Source organism: Paenibacillus sp. 01T443 (assembly GCF_056398325.1).
This window is the reverse complement of record NZ_JBFTPE010000026.1, coordinates 18791-43236: the sequence shown is the minus strand read 5'-3', so window position 1 is coordinate 43236 and position 24446 is coordinate 18791. Positions and strand designations below refer to the sequence as shown.

The window sequence follows — 24446 nt, the reverse complement described above, 5'->3', positions numbered from 1 at the left end:
TGCAAACCGGCTGTATGATAAACAAAAAAAATAAACCATATTCCCGGAGGTATAATCATGTCTAAAGAACAAATCTTAGAAGCGATTAAAGTTATGAACGTTCTTGAACTGAACGAGCTTGTTAAAGCAATTGAAGAAGAATTCGGCGTAACTGCAGCAGCTCCAGTAGCAGCAGCAGGTGCTGGCGCAGCTGTTGAAGCTGAGCAAACTGAATTTGACGTTATCCTTAACGGCGCTGGCCCTTCGAAAATCAACGTAATCAAAGTAGTTCGCGAAATCACAGGTCTTGGCCTGAAAGAAGCGAAAGACTTGGTTGACAGCGCTCCTAAAGCTGTTAAAGAAAAAGTTGCTAAAGAAGAAGCAGAAGCAGTTGCAGCTAAGCTTTCTGAAGCTGGCGCTTCCGTAGAAGTTAAGTAGTATTGTTTTAACAAAATAAGCTGATCATGCGATTGAACGATGAGTCGGCTGGCGAGCCCCTTGAATCCGTCAGGTTTCAAGGGGTTCGTTGTATGTTAAAAGATAAGAAGGTATAAGTGAATATCTTATACCTTCTTATCTTTCAACGCGAAGCTTGCCTTCTGCCATGGCTTGGCAATTGCCTGCTGCGTGAAGGCGCATTGGAAGAACGGGGAGTGATGAATCATGTCGAATCACTATTACTCACAGAGCCCAGATGTGAAACATAATCGTCAAATTCACGAGGTTTCTCTTCGAGGCTTTTCCTTCCGTTTTATGACGGATGCAGGCGTATTCTCGAAATCGGGTGTCGATTATGGGAGTCAGGTGTTGATTGACGCGTTGGAACTAAACGCAAACGCGAAGGTGCTTGATGTCGGCTGCGGTTACGGCCCAATTGGTTTAACATCAGCAAAGCTCGCTGATCAGGGCCGAGTAACGATGATTGATATAAATGAAAGAGCGGTAGAGCTTTCGAAAGAAAACGCGAAGCTTAATCAGATTTCGAATGTGACTGTTTTACAAAGCGATTTATTTGAAGCGGTTAAAGAAATGAAATTTGATGTCATCGTAACCAATCCTCCGATTCGTGCTGGAAAATCAGTCGTACATCGCATTTTCGAAGAAGGCTATGATTTGCTTGAGCAAGGCGGCAGCATGTGGGTTGTTATTCAGAAGAAGCAAGGCGCGCCTTCCGCGAAGGCAAAGCTCGAGTCTTTGTTCGAAGAGGTAGAAGAAGTAACGAAGGACAAAGGCTATCGTATTTTCCGAGCTGTAAAAGGTTTGTTAAATAAGTAAAAAGATGTTTTGAAAATATCTTTGAAAACAGAAGAAAAATTATTGACTTGACATTTTAGATATGGTAAAATTATAAAATGTCAGCATTAAATTGGGCTCGATCTCTTTAGTTAACTAAAATGTCAAGTGTGAATTTAAAGCGCGGAATGCATAAGTTTTACACATTTGACGTATAATGTTTACGTTTTGGGCAAAATTATTTGATATGAGACTATCACGGCCGCGCTGTGATTGGTTAGCTGCCGGAACATGCTCTTTTTTCGAACTATTCGATAAGGGCTTTTCTTTATTTGACTATATAGACGGCTGGTCCGTTTATAGTGACGCAGTGATTATCGATGCTGTGATACAGACATGAGGGGTGAGGTTAAGTTGGCAGGACAACTTGTTCAGTATGGTCGGCGCGCGCGCAGAAGCTACGCCAGGATCAACGAGGTGCTGGAAGTCCCGAACCTGATTGAAATCCAACAAAAATCGTATGAGAAGTTTTTGGATAGCGACTTGATTGAGTTGTTCCAAGATATTTCTCCGATTTCGGACTTTACGGGCAATCTATCGCTTGAGTTTATCGACTATAGCTTAGGCGAGCCGAAATATTCGGTCGATGAATCAAAAGAGCGCGACGTGACGTATGCGGCTCCTTTACGCGTTAAGGTACGACTTTTTAACAAGGAGACCGGCGAAGTAAAGGAACAAGAAGTTTTCATGGGTGATTTCCCGCTTATGACAGAGACAGGCACGTTTATTATCAACGGGGCTGAGCGTGTCATAGTTAGCCAATTGGTTCGATCCCCGAGTGTGTACTTCAGCACGAAGGTCGATAAAAACGGGAAGAAAAATTACACAGCGACGGTTATTCCTAACCGTGGCGCTTGGTTAGAGCTTGAAACAGATGCGAAAGATATCATCTACGTTCGTATTGACCGGACCCGGAAAATACCGGTAACGGTACTTTTGCGTTCGTTAGGATTTGGTACTGACGCTGAAATTCTTGAACTGCTGGGGCATGATGAGTACATTCGCAACACGCTAGACAAAGATAACACGGATTCCACGGAGAAAGCGCTGATTGAAATTTATGAGCGTCTTCGTCCGGGCGAGCCTCCGACTTTGGATAACGCGAAGAGTTTGCTTGTTGCTCGCTTCTTTGACCCGAAACGTTATGACTTGGCCAATGTAGGCCGTTACAAAATAAACAAAAAACTCCATATCAAGAATCGTTTGTTTAATCAGCGCCTTGCGGAAAATTTAGTTGATCCTACGACTGGCGAGATTATCGCTGAATCAGGACAAATGATTGACCGTCGTTTGCTTGATGAAATACTCGAGAAGCTTGAAAAGGATGTTGGATTCAAAACGTATCATGTTGCTAATGGCGTTTTGGATGCTGATAGTATTCCACTACAAACGATCAGCGTATTCTCTCCATATGACGAAAGCAAAGTTATCAAGGTAATTGCCAATGGCATTATTGATAAATCCGTGAAGCATATCACGCCTGCGGATATCATTTCTTCCATTAACTACTTTATTAACTTGCTGCACGGCGTTGGCAGCACGGATGATATCGATCATCTAGGGAACCGTCGTCTTCGTTCTGTAGGCGAATTGCTTCAAAATCAATTCCGTATCGGTTTGTCTCGTATGGAGCGCGTTGTGCGTGAGAGAATGTCCATTCAAGACGCGAATGCGATTACGCCGCAAGCGCTAATCAACATTCGACCGGTCATTGCATCTATAAAAGAGTTCTTCGGCTCCTCGCAGCTGTCCCAGTTTATGGACCAAACGAACCCGCTTGCTGAATTGACGCATAAGCGTCGTTTATCCGCACTCGGACCCGGCGGTTTGACTCGGGAACGCGCGGGCTTTGAAGTTCGTGACGTCCATCACTCCCACTATGGGCGGATGTGTCCGATCGAGACGCCAGAGGGCCCGAATATCGGTTTGATCAACTCCTTGTCTTCTTTTGCCCGCATTAACGAATATGGCTTCATTGAAGCGCCATACCGTTGGGTGGATCCGAAGACTGGAATTGTTACGGAGCAAATTGCGTATTTGACTGCTGATGAAGAAGATAACTACGTAATCGCGCAAGCGAATGCGAAGCTGACTTCGGAAGACAAGTTCGCAGAAGAGAATACGATTGTTCGTTACAATAAACAAGCCGATAACATTTTGACAATGCCTAGCGATCGCGTTGACTACATGGACGTATCACCAAAGCAGGTTGTATCCGTTGCGACAGCGTTAATTCCATTCTTGGAAAACGATGACTCCAACCGTGCCCTCATGGGATCGAACATGCAGCGTCAAGCGGTACCGCTTCTTATCCCGAGATCACCGCTTGTTGGTACGGGCATGGAGCATAAGGCGGCGAAAGATTCCGGCGTTTGTATCGTTGCGAAACATGACGGTATAATCGAACGTTCTTCCGCTAATGAAATTTGGCTTCGTCGCGTTGAGCAAATCGATGGCAAGCCTGTTACAGGTGACTTGGTAAAACATAAGCTACACAAGTTTATGCGTTCTAACCAAGGAACGTGCATCAACCAGCGTCCACTTGTGCGTAAAGGCGATGTAATTAAAAAAGGTGATATCCTTGCAGACGGTCCTTCCACTGAAAAGGGCGAATTGGCTCTTGGACGCAACGTAGTCGTTGCTTTCATGACGTGGGAAGGCTACAACTATGAGGATGCGATCCTGCTTAGTGAAAAACTTGTGAAAGAGGATGTTTATACATCCATTCACATTGAGGAATATGAGTCTGAAGCTCGTGATACGAAGCTTGGACCAGAAGAAATCACTCGCGATATCCCGAATGTCGGCGAAGAAGCTCTTCGCAACTTGGATGAGCGCGGCATTATTCGTGTAGGCGCGGAAATTGGCGCTGGCGATATCCTCGTTGGTAAAGTAACGCCGAAGGGTGTTACGGAGCTGACTGCGGAAGAAAGATTGCTGCACGCTATTTTCGGTGAGAAAGCTCGTGAAGTTCGTGATACATCGCTACGCGTACCGCATGGTACGGACGGTATCGTTGTTGACGTGAAAGTATTTACCCGTGAGAACGGCGACGAATTGCCGCCTGGCGTTAACCAATTGGTACGTGCCTACATTGCTCAAAAACGGAAAATTTCCGAAGGTGACAAAATGGCCGGACGTCATGGTAACAAAGGGGTTATCGCCCGTATCATGCCTGAAGAAGATATGCCTTTCCTACCGGATGGCACACCTGTTGAGGTTGTTCTTAACCCGCTCGGCGTTCCGTCGCGGATGAACATCGGTCAGGCTCTTGAGGTCCACTTGGGTATGGCTTGTAAGCATCTCGGCATTCATGCCGCTACGCCTGTATTTGACGGCGCGCGCGAGAATGACGTTTTCGATACGATGGAAGAAGCAGGCATGCAGCGTAACGGTAAGACCGTACTGTATGACGGACGGACAGGAGAAAACTTCGAGCGTGAAGTTACGGTTGGTGTCATGTACATGATCAAACTGGCTCACATGGTCGACGATAAAATCCATGCCCGTTCAACTGGTCCTTACTCACTTGTTACACAACAGCCGCTCGGTGGTAAAGCACAGTTCGGTGGACAACGTTTCGGGGAGATGGAGGTATGGGCGCTTGAAGCATATGGCGCTGCATACACGCTTCAAGAAATATTGACAGTTAAATCCGATGACGTGGTTGGTCGTGTGAAAACGTACGAATCTATCGTCAAAGGCGAAAACGTACCTGAACCAGGCGTTCCGGAATCGTTTAAAGTTTTGATCAAAGAGCTTCAAAGCTTAGGTATGGATGTTAAAATCCTATCTGAGAACGAAGAAGAGATCGAAATGAAGGAAATGGACGATGAAGATGAGGCAACGGGCGATAAGCTCAACCTCAATATAGAAGGTGCCGAAGTCGGCGCTGCTGAATAAACTAGTTGCTGGATTCCGTCACATGGTCACGCGCCTATGACGGAATCTAGCTGATTAGATAGACATTGTCATACATGACGGAGGAGGGTTGCTCCTTGTTGGACGTGAACAACTTCGAGTATATGAAAATCGGTCTGGCATCGCCGGATAAAATTCGCTCGTGGTCCCGCGGAGAAGTTAAAAAACCGGAGACGATCAACTATAGGACCTTAAAGCCGGAGAAGGAAGGTCTCTTCTGCGAGAAAATTTTTGGACCTACAAAAGACTGGGAATGTCATTGCGGTAAATACAAACGTGTACGCTATAAAGGTGTCGTTTGTGATCGCTGTGGCGTTGAAGTAACTCGCGCTAAGGTTCGCCGTGAGCGTATGGGTCACATTGAACTGGCTGCTCCAGTTTCTCATATTTGGTATTTCAAAGGGATTCCAAGCCGTATGGGTCTTGCACTAGATATGTCGCCTCGTTCGCTTGAGGAGATCATTTATTTTGCATCCTATGTGGTAACAGACCCAGGTGATACGCCGCTTGAGAAAAAACAACTCCTTTCGGAGAAAGAATACCGCAGTTATCGGGAGAAATACGGGTATGGATTCCATGCCGGTATGGGCGCTGAAGCTGTTAAAAAGCTTTTGCAAGATATCGACGTTGACAAAGAGCTTGAGCAATTGAAGGAAGAACTGCGTACGGCTCAAGGGCAACGACGCAACCGTGCGATTAAACGCCTTGAAGTCGTAGAAGCATTCCGTAATTCCGGTAACGAACCGGAATGGATGATTCTAGACGTGCTTCCGGTCATTCCTCCTGAGCTTCGTCCGATGGTACAGCTTGATGGCGGTCGTTTTGCGACTTCTGACCTTAATGATCTATATCGCCGTGTTATTAACCGTAACAACCGTCTGAAGCGTCTACTTGATCTTGGCGCTCCTGATATCATCGTGCAAAATGAAAAAAGGATGCTGCAGGAAGCGGTTGATGCTTTGATCGATAACGGTCGTCGCGGTCGCCCTGTAACAGGTCCTGGTAACCGTCCGCTTAAATCCCTCAGCCACATGCTGAAAGGTAAGCAAGGGCGTTTCCGTCAGAACTTGCTCGGTAAACGGGTTGACTACTCTGGTCGTTCGGTTATCGTTGTAGGTCCTAACCTCAAAATGTTCCAGTGCGGTCTTCCTAAGGAAATGGCACTTGAATTGTTCAAGCCTTTCGTTATGAAAGAGCTTGTTAATAAAGGCTTAGCACATAATATCAAGAGTGCGAAGCGCAAGGTTGAACGCGTAAGCCCTGAGGTTTGGGATGTTCTTGAGGAAGTTATCAAGGAACACCCGGTATTGCTTAACCGTGCCCCGACGCTGCATAGACTAGGTATTCAAGCATTTGAGCCTATTCTGGTTGAAGGTCGCGCTATTAAGCTTCATCCGCTCGTTTGTACAGCTTATAACGCTGACTTCGACGGTGACCAAATGGCCGTTCACGTTCCGTTGTCTGCAGAAGCACAAGCAGAAGCACGTTTGCTCATGCTGGCATCAGGCAATATCCTTAACCCGAAAGACGGCAAGCCAGTCGTTACTCCTTCACAGGATATGGTTCTAGGAAGCTTCTACTTAACGATGGATAACAAAGAAGCTAAAGGCAGTGGTTCCGTATTCGGTACCATTAACGAAGCAATCTCTGCTTACCAACGTGGTATTGTTTCCTTGCACGCTAGAATTTTCATTCCAGTGCGTGTACTCAAAAAAGTTAATTTCACTGAGCAACAACAAAACTCGCTACTCGTAACTACGGTTGGTAAAGTTATCTTCAACGAAATTTTCCCTGAAGATTTCCCTTATATCAACGAAGCAACGAAAACGAACTTGTTGCACGGTACACCAGATAAATATTTCGTTTACGAAAAAGGTGCCGATCTTCCTAAATTTTTGGATGCAATCGAAACGCCAGGCGCGGTAGGTAAGGATTATCTCGCATTAGTCATTGCGGAATGCTTCCGTCAATACCACACCACGCTTACTGCGATGCTCCTTGACCGTATTAAGCAGCTTGGCTTTACTTACTCGACTAAGGCTGGTATCACGATCGGCGTATCTGACGTTATCATCCCGAAAGAGAAAGACGAAATCATGAAACGCTCCGATGAGAAGGTTTCTACCGTTATGAATCAATACCGTCGTGGTTTGATTACAAACGAAGAGCGTTATGACCGCATCATCAGCATTTGGAGTAAATGTAAAGACGAAATCACCGATGTTCTTATGAAATCGATGGATCGTTACAATAACATCATGCTCATGGTGGACTCCAAAGCACGGGGTAACAAATCTCAAATTACACAACTTGGCGGTATGCGTGGTCTGATGGCGAATCCATCCGGTCGTATCATCGAGTTGCCAATTAAATCAAACTTCCGTGAAGGCCTTACCGTACTCGAGTACTTTATCTCGACTCACGGAGCGCGTAAAGGTTTGGCGGATACAGCACTTCGTACAGCCGATTCCGGTTACCTGACACGTCGTCTAGTCGACGTGGCACAAGACGTGATCGTGCGTGAAGATGATTGCGGTACGGACAAAGGGTTCTCCGTTAGCAAAATTCAAGATGGTAAAGAGGTTATTGAAGATCTCTATGACCGTATTGAAGGACGTTATGCGTTTGAAACGGTTCGTAATCCAAAAACAGGCGAAATCATTGTTAACCGCAGCGAGCTTATTGATTCCAATAAAGCCGATGCGATTATCGATGCTGGCGTTGAAAAACTACAAATTCGTTCCGTACTGAGCTGCCGTGCACGTCATGGCGTATGTAAGATTTGTTACGGACGTAACCTTGCTACTGGTAAACACGTTGAGATTGGTGAAGCGGTTGGTATTATCGCAGCTCAATCCATCGGGGAGCCAGGAACACAGCTGACTATGCGTACGTTCCATACGGGCGGCGTTGCCGGCGATGATATTACACAAGGTTTGCCGCGTATCCAAGAGTTGTTTGAGGCGCGTAATCCGAAAGGTCAAGCGATTATCTCCGAGCTTGACGGTGTAATTAAAGAAATTCGTGAAGCTAAGGACCGTCGCGAAATCGAGGTTCAAGGCGAAGCGGAATCCAAAGTGTATGCTGTTACTTATGGTTCGCGTATCCGCGTAACGCAAGGTCAACAAATCGAAGCCGGCGATGAGCTGACTGATGGTTCAATTGACCCTAAAGATATGCTGCGCATCAAAGGTATCCGTGGCGTTCAAAACTACATTTTGCAAGAAGTACAGCGCGTTTACCGGAACCAAGGGGTAGAAATCAATGACAAGCACGTCGAGGTCATGATCAAGCAAATGCTCCGTAAAATCCGTATCGTAGACGCAGGCGGTACGACTCTGCTTCCTGGCGCTTTTGTTGACATTCATGAATATGAATCTCAAAACCGCGCTGCGATTTTTGCAGATCTCGAACCAGCTGTCGCAAAACCAGTTTTGCTCGGTATTACGAAGGCATCACTTGAGACAGATTCATTCTTGTCAGCAGCTTCCTTCCAAGAAACAACTCGCGTATTGACTGATGCGGCTATTAAAGGCAAAGTTGACCAGTTGCTTGGACTCAAGGAAAATGTTATTATCGGTAAGTTGATTCCAGCAGGTACTGGAATGGCTCGTTACCGCAACATTCGCTTTGCTGGACTAGAAGATGAAGCTACTACTGTAGTTGAAGGTGAATTGGAAACGGAAGCCGTTACTGTCGACTAGTTGACAGTATCGGATCATGTTTTTTAGCCGGAAGCTAAACAATATCGAAGGAGCGTTATATCTTCCGCTTCATTAGGAAGCGGAAGATGATCGCTCTTTTGCATGTTTACAGTGAGAATTTCATTAACAAAATGTTTGCAAATGAATATCCTTGAAGTTTCTTGACACAAGCACAGTATAGGTGTTAATATATCGAAGTGTGCCTAATTGTGTGATCGCTGAATGGAAGAATTGAAGGTGATTTTCATGCAATTCAAAGTCGGCGCAAAGCAGACGACCAAGATGCTCGAGCAGCAAAGGGCCATTGAAGTCTATGTTGCACGAGATGCAGATCCGCAGATGAAAGAGAAAATTGTTCATCTATGTGAGCGGGCGGGAGTTCCGATTAAATGGATCGATACGATGGATGAGCTTGGGGAAACCTGTGGCATCGATATCGGGGCCGCAATGGCAGCGCTCGTAACCGAAGAAGAATAACGCAATAGCCGTTTTTGTTAGTTGATTATTTAACGATGATTGACTGGCGAGAACTTTTGTTTGTTCTTTAATGAACCGCCTGGATCTGTGGGCTTAATTTTAGGTAAAATGTCTACCATACATGCGTAAACGGCTATTGCCGTCTTTTGGTGGAAAGAGCTCGCTTACGCGAAGAAATATAAGTAGATTTATAAACAACTGCTTTGTAAATGCTTATATTTTCAAAAGACATGAATATAGGGAAGGGGGTGGCAACATGCCAACTATTAACCAGCTAGTCCGTAAAGGACGCCAAGCGAAAGTCGTTAAATCGAAATCGCCGGCATTGCAAAAAGGTTTCAATGCATTGAAACGTGAAGCTACTAACATCAGCGCTCCTCAAAAACGCGGTGTGTGCACTCGTGTAGGTACAATGACTCCAAGGAAACCGAACTCCGCACTTCGTAAATATGCTCGTGTTCGTTTAACGAACCGCTTAGAGGTTACGGCTTACATTCCGGGTATCGGTCACAACTTGCAAGAGCATAGCGTTGTTTTGATCCGTGGTGGTAAAGTAAAAGATTTAGCAGGAGTACGTTATCATATCGTTCGCGGTGCACTTGATACTGCAGGTGTTAACAACCGTATGCAAGCTCGTTCGAAATACGGTACGAAACGTCCGAAAGTTAAAAAATCATAATCATAACCCTAACGGGTCATTGAAATGCTAGAAATAGCGACTATTAGAAGAAAGGGGGACTTTCTCATGCCACGCAAAGGTCCTGTAACGAAACGCGATGTGCTTCCAGATCCGCTATATAATAGCAAACTGGTAACGCGCCTAATCAACCGCATTATGCTTGACGGTAAAAGAGGCGTTGCACAAACGCTATTGTATGATGCTTTCAAACTGATTCAAGAACGCACGGGTAAAGATCCGATGGAAGTGTTCGAAGCTGCTTTGAAAAATATTATGCCTGTACTTGAGGTTAAAGCACGCCGTGTTGGCGGTGCAAACTATCAGGTGCCTATCGAAGTTAAACCAGAGCGCCGTACGGCACTTGGTCTCCGCTGGCTCGTGAACTACTCACGTAACCGCGGTGAGAAAACGATGGAAGAGCGTTTAGCTGCTGAAATCACAGATGCTTCCAATAACACTGGCGCAGCTGTTAAAAAGCGCGAAGATACTCATAAAATGGCTGAAGCTAACAAAGCATTTGCTCACTACCGCTGGTAGGATTCTAACATTCGAGAGGAGACCATTTTATGTCAAGAGAGTTCTCCTTGAACAATACGCGTAACATTGGGATCATGGCGCATATTGATGCTGGTAAAACAACTACAACTGAACGGATCTTGTTCTTCACGGGCCGTACCCACAAAATCGGAGAAGTGCATGAAGGTGCAGCTACGATGGACTGGATGGAACAAGAACAAGAGCGCGGTATTACGATTACGTCTGCCGCGACAACCGCTCAATGGAATGGTCACCGCATCAATATTATCGACACCCCGGGACACGTTGACTTCACAGTAGAAGTTGAACGTTCCCTGCGCGTTTTGGACGGGGCCGTTGGAGTTTTCAGTGCGAAAGAAGGAGTCGAGCCACAGTCCGAGACTGTATGGCGTCAAGCTGACCGTTACAACGTTCCGCGGATCGCATACGTCAACAAAATGGACATCATTGGTGCTGACTTCCTAAACGTTATCAAAGATATGCGTGAGCGTCTTCGGGCAAACGCTGTTGCGATTCAAATTCCGATTGGCGCTGAGTCTGACTTCGTAGGCGTTATCGATATCGTTGAACGTATAGCGTATAAGTATAAAGACGACACAGGTAAAGATCCTATTCAAGTTGAAATTCCTTCGGAGTATGCTGACCAAGTGGAAGAGCTTCGTACGGAATTGATTGAAAAGGTAGCAGAGCTTGACGAAGAGCTGACAATGAAATATCTGGAAGGCGAAGAAATTTCAATTCCAGAAATCAAAGCAGCGCTACGTAAAGGTGTTTGCGAAGTTAAAATCTTCCCTGTTATCGTTGGATCTTCCTACCGTAACAAAGGTGTTCAACTGATGTTGGATGCGGTTGTAGACTACCTTCCATCTCCTCTTGATGTACCAGCTATCAAAGGTACTCTTGAAGATGGTGAAGAAGGTTCACGACCATCATCAGATTCAGAGCCGTTCGCGGCTTTGGCATTCAAAATCATGACGGATCCTTACGTTGGTAGATTGACGTTCTTCCGTGTGTACTCAGGAATTCTGAAATCCGGTTCTTACGTTCTTAACTCTACAAAGGGTAAACGTGAACGGATTGGACGTATTCTACAAATGCATGCAAACTCCCGTCAAGAGATCTCAGAAGTTTATTCTGGGGATATCGCTGCAGCAGTTGGTCTTAAAGATACAACTACAGGGGATACTCTTTGCGAAGAGAAGAACATCATCGTTCTTGAATCGATGAACTTCCCTGATCCGGTTATCTCGGTTGCTATCGAACCAAAAACGAAAGCTGACCAAGATAAACTTGGTATCGCGATTTCCAAGCTTGCTGAGGAAGACCCTACTTTCCGCGCACATACGGATGAAGAAACAAACCAAACGATAATTTCTGGTATGGGTGAGCTTCACCTTGAGATTCTCGTTGACCGTATGTTCCGTGAATTCAAAGTTGAGACAAACGTTGGTAAACCACAAGTTGCTTACCGTGAAACGTTCCGTGAAGCTGCGAAGGTTGAAGGTAAATTCGTACGTCAATCCGGTGGTAAAGGTCAATTCGGTCATTGTTGGGTTGAGTTCTCACCACTTGAGCCAGGTTCAGGCTTTATATTCGAAAACAAAACAGTTGGTGGATCAATTCCTCGTGAATTTATCGCTCCAATCCAAGCTGGTATCGAAGAGTCAATGAAGAACGGTGTAGTAGCCGGCTTCCCGCTCGTTGATGTTAAAGCTGTGGTTGTTGACGGATCATACCATGATGTTGACTCCTCGGAGATGGCGTTTAAAATTGCAGGATCGATGGCGCTTAAAGCTGCCAAAGACAAATGTAAGCCAGTTCTTCTTGAGCCAATTATGAAGGTTGAAGTTACTGTTCCTGAAGAGTACATGGGCGATGTTATGGGTATGCTTAACTCTCGTCGTGGTCGTATCGAAGGTATGGATACTCGTGCAGGTGCACAAATTATCCGCTCCAAGGTACCTCTCTCCGAGATGTTTGGTTATTCCACTACACTACGTTCCGGTACACAAGGACGCGGCGTATTCTCCATGGAGCTTTCTCACTATGAAGAAGTTCCAAAATCGATCTCTGAAGAGATCATTGCTAAGAACAAAGGCGAGTAATCGTTTTTGTCCTTCTAAACCAATTGCTTTTGGCCGTCAGCTAAGTTTGCTTGCAAACCAGATGCCGGCCCACACATAAAAAAATTCATGATATATTGAGGAGGCTCAAGTTCAATGGCTAAGGCTAAATTTGAACGTAACAAACCGCACGTTAATATCGGTACTATCGGTCACGTCGATCACGGTAAAACGACTTTGACTGCAGCTATCACAACTGTACTTTCCAAAAAATACGGTGGTGCAGCAATTGCATTCGACCAAATCGATAAAGCTCCAGAAGAGCGCGAGCGCGGTATCACGATCTCGACAGCTCACGTTGAGTATGAGACGCCAGCTCGTCACTACGCTCACGTTGACTGCCCAGGTCACGCCGACTATGTAAAAAACRTGATCACTGGTGCTGCTCAAATGGACGGAGCTATTCTTGTAGTATCCGCTACTGACGGTCCTATGCCACAAACTCGTGAGCACATCTTGCTTTCGAAACAAGTAGGCGTACCTTACATCGTTGTATTCTTGAACAAATGCGACATGGTTGAAGACGAAGAGCTTCTTGAATTGGTAGAAATGGAAGTTCGTGACCTTCTTTCTGAGTATGAGTTCCCAGGCGACGACACTCCGATCATTCGTGGTGCAGCTCGTGAAGCTCTTGCTAACCCAGAAGGCCCTTGGGCTGAAAAAATCATCGAGCTCTTCGAGCAAGTTGACACTTACATCCCAACTCCTGAGCGCGACACAGCTAAGCCTTTCCTTATGCCTGTCGAGGACGTATTCACAATCACTGGCCGTGGTACAGTTGCTACAGGTCGCGTAGAGCGTGGCGTTATCAAAGTCGGCGACGAGGTAGAAATTATTGGTCTTGCTGAAGAATCCCGTAAGTCCGTAGTAACAGGCGTTGAAATGTTCCGTAAATTGCTTGACTCCGCTCAAGCAGGGGACAACGTAGGTGCATTGCTTCGTGGTGTAGACCGCAGCAACATTGAGCGTGGACAAGTTTTGGCTAAACCGGGTTCGGTTAAACCACACACTAACTTCACTGCACAAATCTACGTTCTTACAAAAGAAGAGGGTGGCCGTCACAAGCCTTTCTTCACAGGCTACCGTCCACAGTTCTACTTCCGTACTACTGACGTAACAGGTATCATCAACCTGCCAGAAGGCACTGAGATGGTTATGCCTGGCGACAACATCACTGTAACGGTTGAGCTTATCGCTCCAATCGCTGTTGAAGAGGGAACTCGTTTCTCTATTCGTGAAGGCGGCCGTACAGTAGGCGCTGGCGCTGTAGCTTCTATCCAAAAATAATTAATGGCGGCTTAGCCGCTGTGAATAACAAAAGCCCTCACTTTGGTGAGGGCTTTTGATTTTTTTTATTTTTTTGTGGAATTCGACGCGTAATAGCCTTTTGCTTATTTTTACAAATAACTAATGATTGACTGCATACTCTAGCACATTTAATATTAGGGAATAGTATGTAAAGGTCGTCCAAGCTCGATAAGATTCAGTCACTCACGTATAGGCATAAGCTTTAATGAGAGAAAGCGATGATGCTTTGCTGTATATGATTAATCCCTAAAGGGCTTCATTTCAAGACGACTTATATGATGAAAGGGGTTTAAAGAATGAACAGAAAGTTTTGGCTTACGCTGGCATTGGCTTCGTTTATGGTTGTAACGGCGGCATGCGGTGCGAATTCAGGAAAAACGAATAATGAGAATGAAGGTAATACTGCAGGCTCTGGCAATACGGCTGAAAAAACGTATACGATCGCTGTATCACAAATCGTAGAACACCCGTCGCTCGATGCAACATACGACGGATTTGTCGCTGCCCTTAAGGATGCAGGAATCGAAGAAGGCAAAAACCTGAAAATCGATTTCAATAATGCACAAGGCGATTCCGCTAATATTAAAACCATTTCTCAAAAAATCGCCAACAGCAAAAGTGATCTAGCTTTAGGTATTGCTACGCCTACAGCACAAGCTCTTGCAGATGACGTAAAGGACATGCCGGTATTGTTTGCGGCTGTAACAGATCCGATTGATGCAGGTATCGTAACGCAATTGGAAGCGCCAGGCGGCAATATTACAGGTGCATCGGATACGAATCCGGCTGCGATTACAGAAACAATGGACTTTATCGCTACTCAAATTCCTAATGTTAAGAATGTTGGTCTTATTATAAACGAAGGCGAGCAAAATGCGGTTATTATGGGTGACATTGCGGAGAAAGCACTAGAGAAGCATGGCATTAAGCTGATCAAAGCCTCTGTAGCCAATTCCTCTGATGTGAAGCAGGCTGCGGATTCACTAGTCGGCCGTGTTGATGCGCTCTATATCACGTTAGATAATATGGTTGTTACCGGTGCTGATGCGATTATCGAAGTGGCTAACGAAAATGATATTCCATTTTTCTCAGCAGATCGCGATACCGTTGAAAAAGGTGCTTTTGCTGCAGTAGGCTTCAAATATTTTGACCATGGTTATGAAGTTGGACAAATGGCAGTGGAAATTTTGAAAAACGGCAAGAACCCGGGCGAGATGAACGTAACGGTTCCACAAAAGCTTGATTTCATTTTCAATATGAAAGCAGCTGCTGAGCAAGGAATTAAAGTTACTGACGAGATGAAAGCTCTTGTAAAAGACCAAGAAAACAACATTATTGAGTAACTTCTAAACATTTAGCTCAAAATAAAACGAATCATGTACACATGGGGTGATCGGGCTACTCGTTCACCCCCTTGTTATGAAAAGGAGGGATGTCATTTGTTCGCATCAATGCAAGGAGCTGTGGAGAGCGGATTGTTGTATGCGCTTATGGCTCTTGGAGTATATATAACATTTCGAATACTTGATTTTCCGGATTTAACGGTGGATGGAAGTTTTACAACAGGTGCAGCTATCGGTACGGTGATGACCGTTAATGGAACAGAACCGTGGCTTGCAGTTTTATGTGCTTTTATTGGTGGTGCAATAGCAGGTACATGTACGGGTCTGCTGCATACAAAAGGTAAAGTTAACGGACTTTTATCCGGTATTATTATGATGATTGCATTGTACTCCATTAATCTAAGGATTATGGGTAAGCCGAATTTATCATTAAGAGGCCATGACAATCTTTTTGAAAACGTACCGACGCTTGCGGTTATGATTGTGTTTGTTGTGATTGTAAAGCTTGTGCTCGATTTATTTTTCCGTACCGATATTGGCTTGAGTCTACGGGCAACCGGTGATAACTCACGCATGATTCGCAGCTTTGGCGCTAATACCGATATTACGACGATTTTTGGCATTGCTTTATCTAATGCGCTTGTTGCGACTTCTGGGGCATTGGTAGCGCAATACCAAAAGTATGCTGATAACAGCATGGGCATCGGTATGATTGTGATCGGTCTTGCATCGGTAATTATCGGCGAAGCGATCTTCGGAGCGAAAACAATATTCAGAGCGACATTAGCAGTCGTGCTTGGATCTATTATTTATCGGATTATTTATGCGTTCGCACTTCGTATAGAGTGGTTAGAAGCATCGGATATGAAGCTGATTACGGCTATTATTATTATTTTCGCATTGGTTGTTCCTTCAGCCCGCAGAGTGTGGAAGCAAAAAAATATCGCACGGAAACGAACGGCAGAAATGCTTGCTGCATTAGATAAAGCACAACCGGGAGGTGGGCGCTAATGTTGGAGATCGCAAAAGTGTCCAAGCTGTTTAACCCCGGAACGGTAGATGAAAAAACGGCGCTAGTTGGCGCTAACCTTACCATGAAGCCAGGAGATTTTATTACGGTGATTGGAAGCAACGGCGCTGGTAAGTCAACATTAATGAATATCATATCAGGCGTGATGAAACCAGATGCCGGAGAAGTTCGGATCGATGGTCAAAATATTAGCCAGCTTACCGAATACCAACGCAGCCGCTGGATTGGACGCGTATTCCAAGATCCAATGGCAGGCACTGCGCCGCGCATGTCGATTGAAGAGAATTTGGCTATTGCTTATGCCCGCGGTAAATCACGTGGATTCTCATTTGGCGTGACTCGGGCTAGACGTACGATATTCAAGCAAGAGCTTCAGCGCCTCGGTATCGGCTTAGAAAATCGGCTGGGTGCAAAAGTAGGCATGTTATCAGGCGGTGAGAGACAAGCTCTGAGCCTTCTTATGGCTACTTTTACAAGACCGCAGATTCTTTTGTTGGATGAACATACTGCAGCGCTTGACCCTTCAAGGGCAGAGCTCATTACGAGTTTGACGGAAAGCCTGGTCCGTGAAATGAAATTGACAACACTGATGGTCACTCACAATATGGAACAGGCCATTCGTCTTGGCAACCGTCTCATTATGATGGATAAAGGGCGTATTATTCTTGATGTGCCTGAAGATCGCAAAAAAGATCTTACTGTTGAGCAGTTGCTTGGCGAATTCGAACTAATCAGCGGGAAGAAGCTTGCAGATGACCGCATTGTATTAGGCTGATTCGATCTCGTTCGATTTGCTATGTATCAATTAACGCAACGACCTGTGGTCGTTGCGTTTTGTATGTTGGCGTTATTTGGCGGTGTCATTTCGGCCTGAAGCTGTATATAATCAGTAAGGGCCCATTAAGTCCGTTGTTATAAAATGCTATGTTCTAAAACATTGTAATAAGGGACATAATGGGCCGTATGTGGTTTAGTTATAGAATTCAAATTGATTTAGATGAGTTTCTTCTATAATAAACGTTCCAAAGCTTTGTCTGCTGGTATTGATGAGCTTATCTGTAACTGAAAGTGTTGCGGTGATAAATAATTGCTTTAGATTTCAATTTATAGTGTGTAACAACCAGAATTAACGAGTTTATTATGTTCTTAAATTTTATGTTGCAATTGCCTATTAGATTCGGTATAATATTGACTGTTGGTCTGACGTTGCGATGATGTGAGAGGTTGCCGACACACCCGGCCCCTTTGCCATGGGGCATGTGCAGGGTTTTCTTACGGAGTATGTCCGATAATAAATTGGGCGAAAGAAGGAGGGACTTATATGGCAAAGCAAAAGATTCGTATCCGCTTGAAAGCATACGATCACAGAATTCTTGATCAATCCGCAGAGAAAATCGTTGAAACTGCAAAACGTTCCGGTGCAGGCGTATCCGGGCCGATTCCGTTGCCAACGGAAAAGCAAATCATCACCATTCTACGTGCGGTACACAAGTACAAGGATTCCAGGGAGCAATTCGAACAACGCACTCATAAGCGTTTGATCGACATTGTAAACCCAACGCCGCAAACGGTTGATGCGTTGATGCGCTTGGATTTACCATCCGGTGTAGATATCGAAATCAAACTGTAATATCAGCATATGCGATCATAGAAAGGAAATGAGGTGTCAACATGAAAGGTATCTTAGGAAAAAAACTTGGTATGACTCAAGTGTTCACTGCTGAAGGTAACGTTGTTCCAGTAACAGTTATCGAAGCTGGACCTTGCGTAGTACTTCAGAAGAAAGACCAAGAGAACGATGGCTACGAAGCTGTTCAGTTCGGTTTCTCTGACAAGAAAGAAAGCAGATCGAACAAGCCAGAAGCTGGTCACGCTAAAAAAGCTAACGCAACACCTAAGCGCTACGTTCGTGAAATTCGCGGAATTAACCTGGGTGATTATGAAGTTGGCCAAGAAGTGAAAGCTGACCTATTCACAGAGGGCGAATTCGTTGACGTAACAGGTATTTCAAAAGGTAAAGGCTTTGCCGGCGTTATCAAACGTTGGGGACAAAGCACGGGTCCTATGTCTCACGGTTCCCGTTACCACCGTGGACCAGGTTCGATGGGTTCCATCCAAGCGAACCGTGTACCGAAAGGCAAACGCCTTCCAGGACATATGGGTCACGAAACAATCACGATCCAAAAACTTGAAGTTATCCGTGTAGATGTAGAGCGTAACGTTCTTCTAATAAAAGGTTCGATTCCGGGCCCGAAAAACGGATTCGTAAAAGTTAAACAAACAGTTAAGAACTAATTGCTCTTAAAGAAAGGAGGAACAGGATATGCCTAAAGTAACAGTATATAACGTGAGCGGCGCGCAAGTGGGCGAACTAGAACTGGCTGAAACGGTTTTCGGTATTCAACCAAATGTTCATGTTTTGCACAGTGCTGTTGTTAATCAACAAGCATCTGAACGCTTCGGTAATCACAAAACTAAAGGACGCTCCGAAGTACGCGGCGGCGGTCGTAAACCTTGGAAACAAAAAGGTACTGGCCGTGCTCGTCAAGGTAGCATTCGCTCCCCGCAATGGGTTGGCGGCGGTGTTGTATTCGGACCGACTCCACGCTCATACGGATTCAAGCTTCCTAAGAAAGTTCGTCGTCTAGCGATTAAATCAGCATTGTCTTCGAAAGTGATCGCAAACGAAATTATCGTTTTGGATCAGCTGACATTTGCAGCTCCTAAGACGAAAGAATTCGCAGCAATTCTTAGCAACCTTAAAGTTGGCCGCAAAGCTCTTGTAGTAACGGCTAATTATGAAGATAACGTAGCATTGTCTGCTCGTAACATCCCAGGTGTTAAATTCGTTGCAGCTGACGGCATTAATGTTCTGGATGTATTGGTGCATGACAACCTTATCATCACTAAAGAAGCAGTAGAGAAAGTACAGGAGGTGCTTGCGTAATGAAAAATCCACGCGATATTATCAAGCGCCCGGTTATCACGGAACGTACGAGCGATTACATGGTTGATAAAAAGTATGTGTTTGAAGTAGATCTTCGTTCAAACAAAACTGAAATCAAACTTGCAATTGAGCAAATCTTTAAAGTAAAAGTAACCGGCGTTAACACAATGCGTGTTGCGGGTAAACCAAAACGTTATGGTAAACATAGCGGATACAGACCGGATTGGAAAAAAGCGATCGTTCAACTGAGCGCTGACAGCAAAGAACTTGAATTCTTTGAAACGTCTGTTTAGAAAAGGAGGGAATCGAAGTGCCTATTAAAAAGTACAAACCGACATCTCCAGCTCGTCGTAACATGTCCGTCTCGACTTTCGAAGAGATCACGACAAGTACACCGGAGAAATCGTTGCTTGCTCCGCTTTTCAAAAAAGCTGGACGTAACAACCAAGGTAAAATTACGGTTCGTCACCATGGCGGCGGACACAAACGTAAATACCGTATTATTGACTTCAAACGTACTAAAGATGGTATCGTTGGTAACGTAGCATCGATCGAATACGATCCGAACCGTTCATCCAACATTGCTTTGATCCATTACGCAGATGGTGAGAAAGCATATATCATCGCACCAAAAGGCTTGAAAGTTGGAGACCAAATCACTTCTGGTGTTGGTTCCGATATTAAACCGGGTAATGCTTTGCCGCTTGTTAATATCCCAGTCGGTACAGTTATCCACAACATCGAATTGAAACCAGGCAAAGGCGGACAACTTGTTCGTGCAGCTGGAACTAGTGCTCAACTTCTTGGTAAAGAAGATAACTACGTTTCCATTCGTTTGTCTTCAGGTGAAGTTCGCCGTATCTTGAACACTTGCCGTGCAACAATTGGTTCTGTTGGTAACGAAGATCACGAACTCGTGAAAATCGGTAAAGCCGGCCGTAACCGTTGGCTCGGAAATCGTCCACAAGTACGTGGTGTTGTCATGAACCCTAACGATCACCCACACGGTGGTGGTGAAGGCCGTGCTCCAATCGGACGCAAATCGCCAATGTCGCCTTGGGGTAAACCAACTCTTGGTTACAAAACGCGTAAGAAGAAAAAAGCATCGAGCCAATACATTATTCGTCGTCGCACGAAATAATAGCAGCTTGATAAAAACCGCGTGATACGAAAGTATCGCTACCGCTTAGGTGAAGGGAGGAACACAAATGGGTCGCAGTTTAAAGAAAGGGCCGTTTATTGACGGTTACCTGCTTAAAAAAGTCGAGGTATTGAACGAAAGTGAGAAAAAAGTCGTTATCAAAACCTGGTCCCGCCGCTCGACCATTTTCCCGCAATTCATTGGTCACACGTTTGCAGTGTATGACGGACGCAAGCACGTACCGGTATATGTAACGGAAGATATGGTTGGACACAAGCTTGGTGAATTTGCACCAACTCGTACGTATAAAGGCCATGCTGGTGAAGACAAAAAAACGGGCAGACGTTAATTTGCCCTTAAACATCTCTAACTGAACGAGAGGAGGTTCCTACATGCCAGAAGCTAAAGCGCACGCTAAATTTATCCGTATTGCTCCCCGTAAAGCACAGCTTGTTGCGGATTTGATTCGCGGCAAACAAGTTGGCGAAGCAATCGCGATTTTGCGTCACACGCCTAAGTCTGCATCCCCAATTTTGGAGAAGCTGCTGAACTCTGCAATTGCTAACGCTGAGCATAACTATCAGCTTGACGTAAACAAATTGTTTATCTCGCAGGCCTTCGTTAACCAAGGGCCAACGATGAAACGTTTCCGTCCTCGTGCGATGGGTCGCGCAAGCCGGATCAATAAAAGAACCAGCCACATTACCTTGGTGGTATCTGAAAAATAAGGAGGGATTACGTGTGGGTCAAAAGGTAAATCCAGTAGGCTTCCGGGTCGGAGTTATCCGTGATTGGGAGTCCAAATGGTTCGCGGGCAAAGATTTCGGCGATCTTCTTATGGAAGACGTTAAAATCCGTGAATACTTGAAAAACAAGCTGAAAGACGCAGCAGTTTCTCACATCGAGATCGAACGTGCAGCTAACCGCGTGAACGTAACGATCCAAACCGCAAAACCAGGTATGGTTATTGGTAAAGGCGGTTCCGAAGTAGAAAACCTTCGTACTGAGCTTGGTAAAATCACTAAAGGCAAAAAAGTACACATTAACATCTCTGAAATCAAACATGCAGATCTTGACGCTATTCTTGTAGCTGAAAGCATCGCACAACAACTTGAGCGTCGTGTATCTTTCCGTCGCGCATTGAAGCAAGCAATTCAACGCTCCATGCGTTCGGGTGCTAAAGGGATCAAAACCGCAGTTAGCGGTCGTCTCGGTGGCGCGGAAATCGCACGTTCGGAAGGCTACAGCGAAGGAACAGTACCACTTCATACAATACGCGCTGATATTGATTACGGCACGGCTGAAGCGGCTACAACATACGGCCGTATCGGCGTAAAAGTATGGATCTATCGCGGCGAAGTCCTTCCGACTAAGAAGAAAGCTCCCCAGGAAGGAGGCAACTAATCATGTTGGTACCTAAACGTGTCAAACACCGCAAACAACAACGCGGTCATATGAAGGGTCGCGCTAAAGGCGGCACTACAGTAGCATTCGGCGAATTTGGTCTTCAAGCTCTAGAACCATCATGGATCACTAACCGTCAGATCGAAGCGGCTCGTATTGCAATGACTCGCTACATCAAACGTGGCGGTAAAGTTTGGATCAAAATTTTCCCTGCAAAACCAATTACTCAAAAGCCTCTAGAAGTGCGTATGGGTAGTGGTAAAGGTAACGTTGAGAAATGGGTAGCCGTAGTTAAACCAGGTAAAATCCTGTTTGAACTTGCTGGTGTATCCGAAGAAACCGCTCGTGAAGCGATGCGTCTTGCGGCTCATAAATTGCCAATCAAGACTAAATTCGTGAAGCGTGAAGAAGTGGGTGGTGAAGCAAATGAAAGCTAGTGAATTTAGAAACCTAACCTCTGCTGAGCTTGAACAACAGGTCGCTGGTTTTAAAGAAGAGCTTTTCAATCTTCGTTTCCAACTGGCTACTGGCCAATTGGATAACCCGACTCGGATCCGTGATGTGCGTAAAGGAATCGCTCGTGCTAAAACGATTTTGCGTGAAAGAGAACTCGGAATTAGCAGCTAGTTTATCCCTTACATGAATGCATAAACACGGCTGAAGGAAGGAGGAAGAACATGAGCGAACGCAATGCCCGTAAAGTTCTAATTGGCAAAGTGGTAAGCGACAAGATGGACAAAACAATCGTGGTTGCTATCGAAACATACAAAAAACACGATTTGTACCATAAACGCATTAAAGTTACGAAAAAATTTAAGGCGCATGATGAGAACGGCCAAGCAAAAATTGGCGACATCGTGAAAATCATGGAGACTCGTCCGCTATCGAAAGACAAACGCTTCAGACTTGTAGAAGTTGTTGAAGTTGCTGTTATTATCTAATGAGCGTATGCAGTGCCTGAGCATTTTTCCGAAAGGAGGACGTTGAAATGATTCAACCATTTTCGCGCTTAGCGGTTGCTGACAACTCCGGCGCAAAACAATTGATGTGTATCCGTGTACTCGGTGGAACAGGACGTCGCGTTGGTCACATCGGCGATTTGATCGTTTGCTCAGTAAAACAAGCAACACCTGGCGGCGTTGTCAAAAAGGGTGACGTTGTTAAAGCGGTTATCGTTCGTACAAAACGTTCGGTTCGTCGTAAAGACGGTTCGTACATCGCGTTTGACGAAAACGCAGCTGTAATTGTTAAAGAAGATAAAAGCCCACGCGGTACTCGTATCTTTGGACCAGTTGCCCGTGAACTTCGCGATAAAGATTTCATGAAAATCGTATCGCTAGCACCAGAAGTAATCTAAGAACCAATATAAGCTTGAAAGCACAAGCGTGCAGGAGGTGTAACTCATGCCAAGGCTGAAAAAAGTACTCGAATCCCATAACAATAAATTGCACGTGAAAAAAGACGACACGGTTATCGTAATTACCGGTAAAGACAAAGGTAAGAAGGGCCGCGTTATCGCTGCGTATCCGCGTGAAAACCGCGTACTCGTAGAAGGTGTTAACACTGTTAAGAAACATACTCGTCCATCGCAAGCTAATCCACAGGGCGGTATTATCGAACAAGAAGCGCCAATTCACGTTTCTAACGTTATGCATATCGATCCGAAAAGCGGTAAAGTAACACGTATCGGATACAAAGTGCTCGACAACGGCAAGAAAGTTCGGATCGCGAAACGTTCCGGAGAAGTAATCGACTAATCGTTACGGTAGGAAAGGAGGTCCATGATCAATGGCAGCAAGATTGAAAGGTCGTTTCTTAAACGAAATAACTCCTGCTCTTATGCAGAAGTTCAACTATACGTCTGTTATGCAAGTGCCGAAAATTGAGAAGGTAGTTATCAACATGGGGGTAGGCGAAGCGGTTTCCAATTCGAAAATCCTTGATGTAGCAGTTGAAGAACTACGTATCATTTCCGGTCAAAAACCAGTCGTTACTCGTGCGAAGAAGTCTATTGCAGGCTTCAAGCTTCGTGAGAACATGCCAATCGGGGTTAAAGTTACATTGCGCGGCGAGCGTATGTATCATTTCCTAGATAAACTGTTCAACATTTCTCTACCGCGTGTACGTGACTTCCGCGGTGTATCGAACAAAGCTTTCGACGGCCGTGGTAACTATACGCTTGGCTTGAAAGAGCAATTGATATTCCCAGAGATCGAGTACGATAAAGTCGATAAAGTGCGCGGTATGGACATCGTCATCGTCACGACGGCAAAAACGGACGAAGAATCTCGTGAATTGCTGACCCAAATGGGCATGCCGTTCACGAAGTAATCCACTTTTAGGAGGTGTAATACCCAGTGGCAAAAACTTCGATGAAAGTGAAGCAACAACGCGCCCCGAAATTTAAAGTGCGTGCATATACGCGCTGTGAGCGTTGCGGCCGTCCGCATTCTGTTTTGCAAAAGTTTAAAATTTGCCGGATTTGTTTCCGTGAGTTAGCACATAAGGGCCAGATTCCTGGCGTTAAAAAAGCAAGCTGGTAATCAGCCTAGTTTGGGAA

At 45.2% G+C, this 24446-nt stretch carries 27 protein-coding genes; all 27 read left to right on the top strand.

All coding sequences use genetic code 11. From position 1 onward, the window contains the following. Nucleotides 1-57 precede the first annotated feature (57 nt). The 27 genes from rplL to AC1DLI_RS29465 all read left to right on the top strand — a co-directional run bounded on the left by rplL (nt 58) and on the right by AC1DLI_RS29465 (nt 24429). Nucleotides 58-417 (top strand): 50S ribosomal protein L7/L12, encoded by a 360-nt coding sequence (rplL, locus tag AC1DLI_RS29595; protein WP_477608542.1) that lies wholly within the window; start codon nt 58-60, stop codon nt 415-417. 225 nt (nt 418-642) lie between these two features. Further along, entirely contained in the window at nt 643-1254 is a 612-nt protein-coding gene (locus AC1DLI_RS29590; protein WP_477608540.1) for a class I SAM-dependent methyltransferase, read from the top strand. Between the two features lie 372 nt (nt 1255-1626). Next, nucleotides 1627-5175 (top strand): DNA-directed RNA polymerase subunit beta, encoded by a 3549-nt coding sequence (gene rpoB / locus AC1DLI_RS29585; protein WP_477608538.1) that lies wholly within the window; start codon nt 1627-1629, stop codon nt 5173-5175. Between the two features lie 95 nt (nt 5176-5270). Then, entirely contained in the window at nt 5271-8897 is a 3627-nt protein-coding gene (rpoC, locus tag AC1DLI_RS29580) for a DNA-directed RNA polymerase subunit beta' (protein ID WP_477608536.1), read from the top strand. 246 nt (nt 8898-9143) lie between these two features. Next, nucleotides 9144-9374, top strand: coding sequence for a ribosomal L7Ae/L30e/S12e/Gadd45 family protein (locus tag AC1DLI_RS29575; protein ID WP_364144884.1), 231 nt, complete (start codon nt 9144-9146; stop codon nt 9372-9374). Nucleotides 9375-9630: 256 nt separating this feature from the next. Continuing rightward, on the top strand, nt 9631-10053 hold the full coding sequence (gene rpsL / locus AC1DLI_RS29570) for a 30S ribosomal protein S12 (protein WP_054025332.1): 423 nt from the start codon (nt 9631-9633) through the stop codon (nt 10051-10053). Nucleotides 10054-10119: 66 nt separating this feature from the next. Next, nucleotides 10120-10590, top strand: a complete 471-nt coding sequence (rpsG, locus tag AC1DLI_RS29565) for a 30S ribosomal protein S7 (protein ID WP_028609662.1) — start codon at nt 10120-10122, stop codon at nt 10588-10590. 29 nt (nt 10591-10619) lie between these two features. Further along, entirely contained in the window at nt 10620-12695 is a 2076-nt protein-coding gene (gene fusA / locus AC1DLI_RS29560) for an elongation factor G (RefSeq protein ID WP_477608534.1), read from the top strand. 114 nt (nt 12696-12809) lie between these two features. Continuing rightward, nucleotides 12810-14000 carry an elongation factor Tu gene (gene tuf, locus AC1DLI_RS29555; RefSeq protein WP_477608532.1) on the top strand — a complete coding sequence of 397 codons (1191 nt, stop codon included), beginning with the start codon at nt 12810-12812 and terminating at the stop codon, nt 13998-14000. 317 nt (nt 14001-14317) lie between these two features. After that, the gene (locus tag AC1DLI_RS29550; RefSeq protein WP_477608530.1) at nt 14318-15364 is read left to right on the top strand and encodes an ABC transporter substrate-binding protein; all 1047 of its coding nucleotides are present in this window, start codon (nt 14318-14320) and stop codon (nt 15362-15364) included. 108 nt (nt 15365-15472) lie between these two features. Continuing rightward, nucleotides 15473-16375: an ABC transporter permease gene (locus tag AC1DLI_RS29545; RefSeq protein ID WP_477608572.1), complete on the top strand. Its 903-nt coding sequence runs from the start codon at nt 15473-15475 to the stop codon at nt 16373-16375. Then, nucleotides 16375-17169, top strand: coding sequence for an ABC transporter ATP-binding protein (locus tag AC1DLI_RS29540; protein WP_477608528.1), 795 nt, complete (start codon nt 16375-16377; stop codon nt 17167-17169). The genes AC1DLI_RS29545 and AC1DLI_RS29540 overlap by 1 nt, the downstream gene beginning before the upstream one ends. Before the next feature lie 546 nt (nt 17170-17715). After that, nucleotides 17716-18024, top strand: a complete 309-nt coding sequence (gene rpsJ, locus AC1DLI_RS29535) for a 30S ribosomal protein S10 (protein WP_017692074.1) — start codon at nt 17716-17718, stop codon at nt 18022-18024. Nucleotides 18025-18065: 41 nt separating this feature from the next. Continuing rightward, the gene (gene rplC, locus AC1DLI_RS29530) at nt 18066-18689 is read left to right on the top strand and encodes a 50S ribosomal protein L3 (protein ID WP_138756286.1); all 624 of its coding nucleotides are present in this window, start codon (nt 18066-18068) and stop codon (nt 18687-18689) included. 28 nt (nt 18690-18717) lie between these two features. Further along, nucleotides 18718-19341, top strand: a complete 624-nt coding sequence (gene rplD / locus AC1DLI_RS29525; protein WP_053373899.1) for a 50S ribosomal protein L4 — start codon at nt 18718-18720, stop codon at nt 19339-19341. Beyond that, nucleotides 19341-19634 carry a 50S ribosomal protein L23 gene (gene rplW / locus AC1DLI_RS29520; RefSeq protein ID WP_053373900.1) on the top strand — a complete coding sequence of 98 codons (294 nt, stop codon included), beginning with the start codon at nt 19341-19343 and terminating at the stop codon, nt 19632-19634. The genes rplD and rplW overlap by 1 nt, the downstream gene beginning before the upstream one ends. 17 nt (nt 19635-19651) lie before the next feature. Next, a complete protein-coding gene (rplB, locus tag AC1DLI_RS29515) occupies nt 19652-20482 on the top strand; it encodes a 50S ribosomal protein L2 (protein ID WP_477608525.1) in 831 nt (276 codons plus the stop codon). Between the two features lie 67 nt (nt 20483-20549). After that, nucleotides 20550-20831: a 30S ribosomal protein S19 gene (rpsS, locus tag AC1DLI_RS29510; RefSeq protein ID WP_183571400.1), complete on the top strand. Its 282-nt coding sequence runs from the start codon at nt 20550-20552 to the stop codon at nt 20829-20831. 43 nt (nt 20832-20874) lie between these two features. Next, nucleotides 20875-21210 (top strand): 50S ribosomal protein L22, encoded by a 336-nt coding sequence (gene rplV / locus AC1DLI_RS29505; RefSeq protein WP_028609649.1) that lies wholly within the window; start codon nt 20875-20877, stop codon nt 21208-21210. A 13-nt stretch (nt 21211-21223) separates the two neighbouring features. Beyond that, nucleotides 21224-21886, top strand: coding sequence for a 30S ribosomal protein S3 (rpsC, locus tag AC1DLI_RS29500; protein ID WP_419875509.1), 663 nt, complete (start codon nt 21224-21226; stop codon nt 21884-21886). 2 nt (nt 21887-21888) lie between these two features. Continuing rightward, the gene (rplP, locus tag AC1DLI_RS29495; RefSeq protein WP_028609647.1) at nt 21889-22323 is read left to right on the top strand and encodes a 50S ribosomal protein L16; all 435 of its coding nucleotides are present in this window, start codon (nt 21889-21891) and stop codon (nt 22321-22323) included. Beyond that, entirely contained in the window at nt 22313-22513 is a 201-nt protein-coding gene (gene rpmC, locus AC1DLI_RS29490) for a 50S ribosomal protein L29 (protein WP_053373905.1), read from the top strand. Before rplP ends, rpmC begins: the two co-directional genes overlap by 11 nt. Nucleotides 22514-22563: 50 nt before the next feature. After that, a complete protein-coding gene (gene rpsQ / locus AC1DLI_RS29485) occupies nt 22564-22827 on the top strand; it encodes a 30S ribosomal protein S17 (RefSeq protein WP_110773989.1) in 264 nt (87 codons plus the stop codon). Nucleotides 22828-22874: 47 nt separating this feature from the next. Then, complete coding sequence (rplN, locus tag AC1DLI_RS29480) at nt 22875-23243, top strand: 50S ribosomal protein L14 (RefSeq protein ID WP_054025318.1); 369 nt, start codon at nt 22875-22877, stop codon at nt 23241-23243. A 46-nt stretch (nt 23244-23289) separates the two neighbouring features. Further along, entirely contained in the window at nt 23290-23643 is a 354-nt protein-coding gene (gene rplX, locus AC1DLI_RS29475) for a 50S ribosomal protein L24 (protein WP_076271424.1), read from the top strand. A 31-nt stretch (nt 23644-23674) separates the two neighbouring features. After that, nucleotides 23675-24217 carry a 50S ribosomal protein L5 gene (gene rplE, locus AC1DLI_RS29470; RefSeq protein WP_053373908.1) on the top strand — a complete coding sequence of 181 codons (543 nt, stop codon included), beginning with the start codon at nt 23675-23677 and terminating at the stop codon, nt 24215-24217. Nucleotides 24218-24243: 26 nt separating this feature from the next. Then, nucleotides 24244-24429 (top strand): type Z 30S ribosomal protein S14, encoded by a 186-nt coding sequence (locus AC1DLI_RS29465; RefSeq protein WP_056635963.1) that lies wholly within the window; start codon nt 24244-24246, stop codon nt 24427-24429. The last annotated feature ends 17 nt before the right edge of the window (nt 24430-24446 follow it).

Excerpts from the sequence above, each read along its gene's own strand:
- AC1DLI_RS29590 (WP_477608540.1), top strand. The coding sequence starts at position 643 with ATGTCGAATCACTATTACTCACAGAGCCCAGATGTGAAACATAATCGT.
- rplV (WP_028609649.1), top strand. The coding sequence starts at position 20,875 with ATGCCAGAAGCTAAAGCGCACGCTAAATTTATCCGTATTGCTCCCCGT.
- rpsG (WP_028609662.1), top strand. The coding sequence starts at position 10,120 with ATGCCACGCAAAGGTCCTGTAACGAAACGCGATGTGCTTCCAGATCCG.
- fusA (WP_477608534.1), top strand. The coding sequence starts at position 10,620 with ATGTCAAGAGAGTTCTCCTTGAACAATACGCGTAACATTGGGATCATG.
- AC1DLI_RS29540 (WP_477608528.1), top strand. The coding sequence starts at position 16,375 with ATGTTGGAGATCGCAAAAGTGTCCAAGCTGTTTAACCCCGGAACGGTA.
- rplD (WP_053373899.1), top strand. The coding sequence starts at position 18,718 with ATGCCTAAAGTAACAGTATATAACGTGAGCGGCGCGCAAGTGGGCGAA.
- rplP (WP_028609647.1), top strand. The coding sequence starts at position 21,889 with ATGTTGGTACCTAAACGTGTCAAACACCGCAAACAACAACGCGGTCAT.
- rpsS (WP_183571400.1), top strand. The coding sequence starts at position 20,550 with ATGGGTCGCAGTTTAAAGAAAGGGCCGTTTATTGACGGTTACCTGCTT.
- AC1DLI_RS29545 (WP_477608572.1), top strand. The coding sequence starts at position 15,473 with ATGCAAGGAGCTGTGGAGAGCGGATTGTTGTATGCGCTTATGGCTCTT.
- AC1DLI_RS29550 (WP_477608530.1), top strand. The coding sequence starts at position 14,318 with ATGAACAGAAAGTTTTGGCTTACGCTGGCATTGGCTTCGTTTATGGTT.
- rpmC (WP_053373905.1), top strand. The coding sequence starts at position 22,313 with ATGAAAGCTAGTGAATTTAGAAACCTAACCTCTGCTGAGCTTGAACAA.
- rplE (WP_053373908.1), top strand. The coding sequence starts at position 23,675 with ATGGCAGCAAGATTGAAAGGTCGTTTCTTAAACGAAATAACTCCTGCT.
- AC1DLI_RS29575 (WP_364144884.1), top strand. The coding sequence starts at position 9,144 with ATGCAATTCAAAGTCGGCGCAAAGCAGACGACCAAGATGCTCGAGCAG.
- rplX (WP_076271424.1), top strand. The coding sequence starts at position 23,290 with ATGCCAAGGCTGAAAAAAGTACTCGAATCCCATAACAATAAATTGCAC.
- rplN (WP_054025318.1), top strand. The coding sequence starts at position 22,875 with ATGATTCAACCATTTTCGCGCTTAGCGGTTGCTGACAACTCCGGCGCA.
- rpsQ (WP_110773989.1), top strand. The coding sequence starts at position 22,564 with ATGAGCGAACGCAATGCCCGTAAAGTTCTAATTGGCAAAGTGGTAAGC.
- rpsL (WP_054025332.1), top strand. The coding sequence starts at position 9,631 with ATGCCAACTATTAACCAGCTAGTCCGTAAAGGACGCCAAGCGAAAGTC.
- rpsJ (WP_017692074.1), top strand. The coding sequence starts at position 17,716 with ATGGCAAAGCAAAAGATTCGTATCCGCTTGAAAGCATACGATCACAGA.
- rplL (WP_477608542.1), top strand. The coding sequence starts at position 58 with ATGTCTAAAGAACAAATCTTAGAAGCGATTAAAGTTATGAACGTTCTT.
- rplC (WP_138756286.1), top strand. The coding sequence starts at position 18,066 with ATGAAAGGTATCTTAGGAAAAAAACTTGGTATGACTCAAGTGTTCACT.
- rplW (WP_053373900.1), top strand. The coding sequence starts at position 19,341 with ATGAAAAATCCACGCGATATTATCAAGCGCCCGGTTATCACGGAACGT.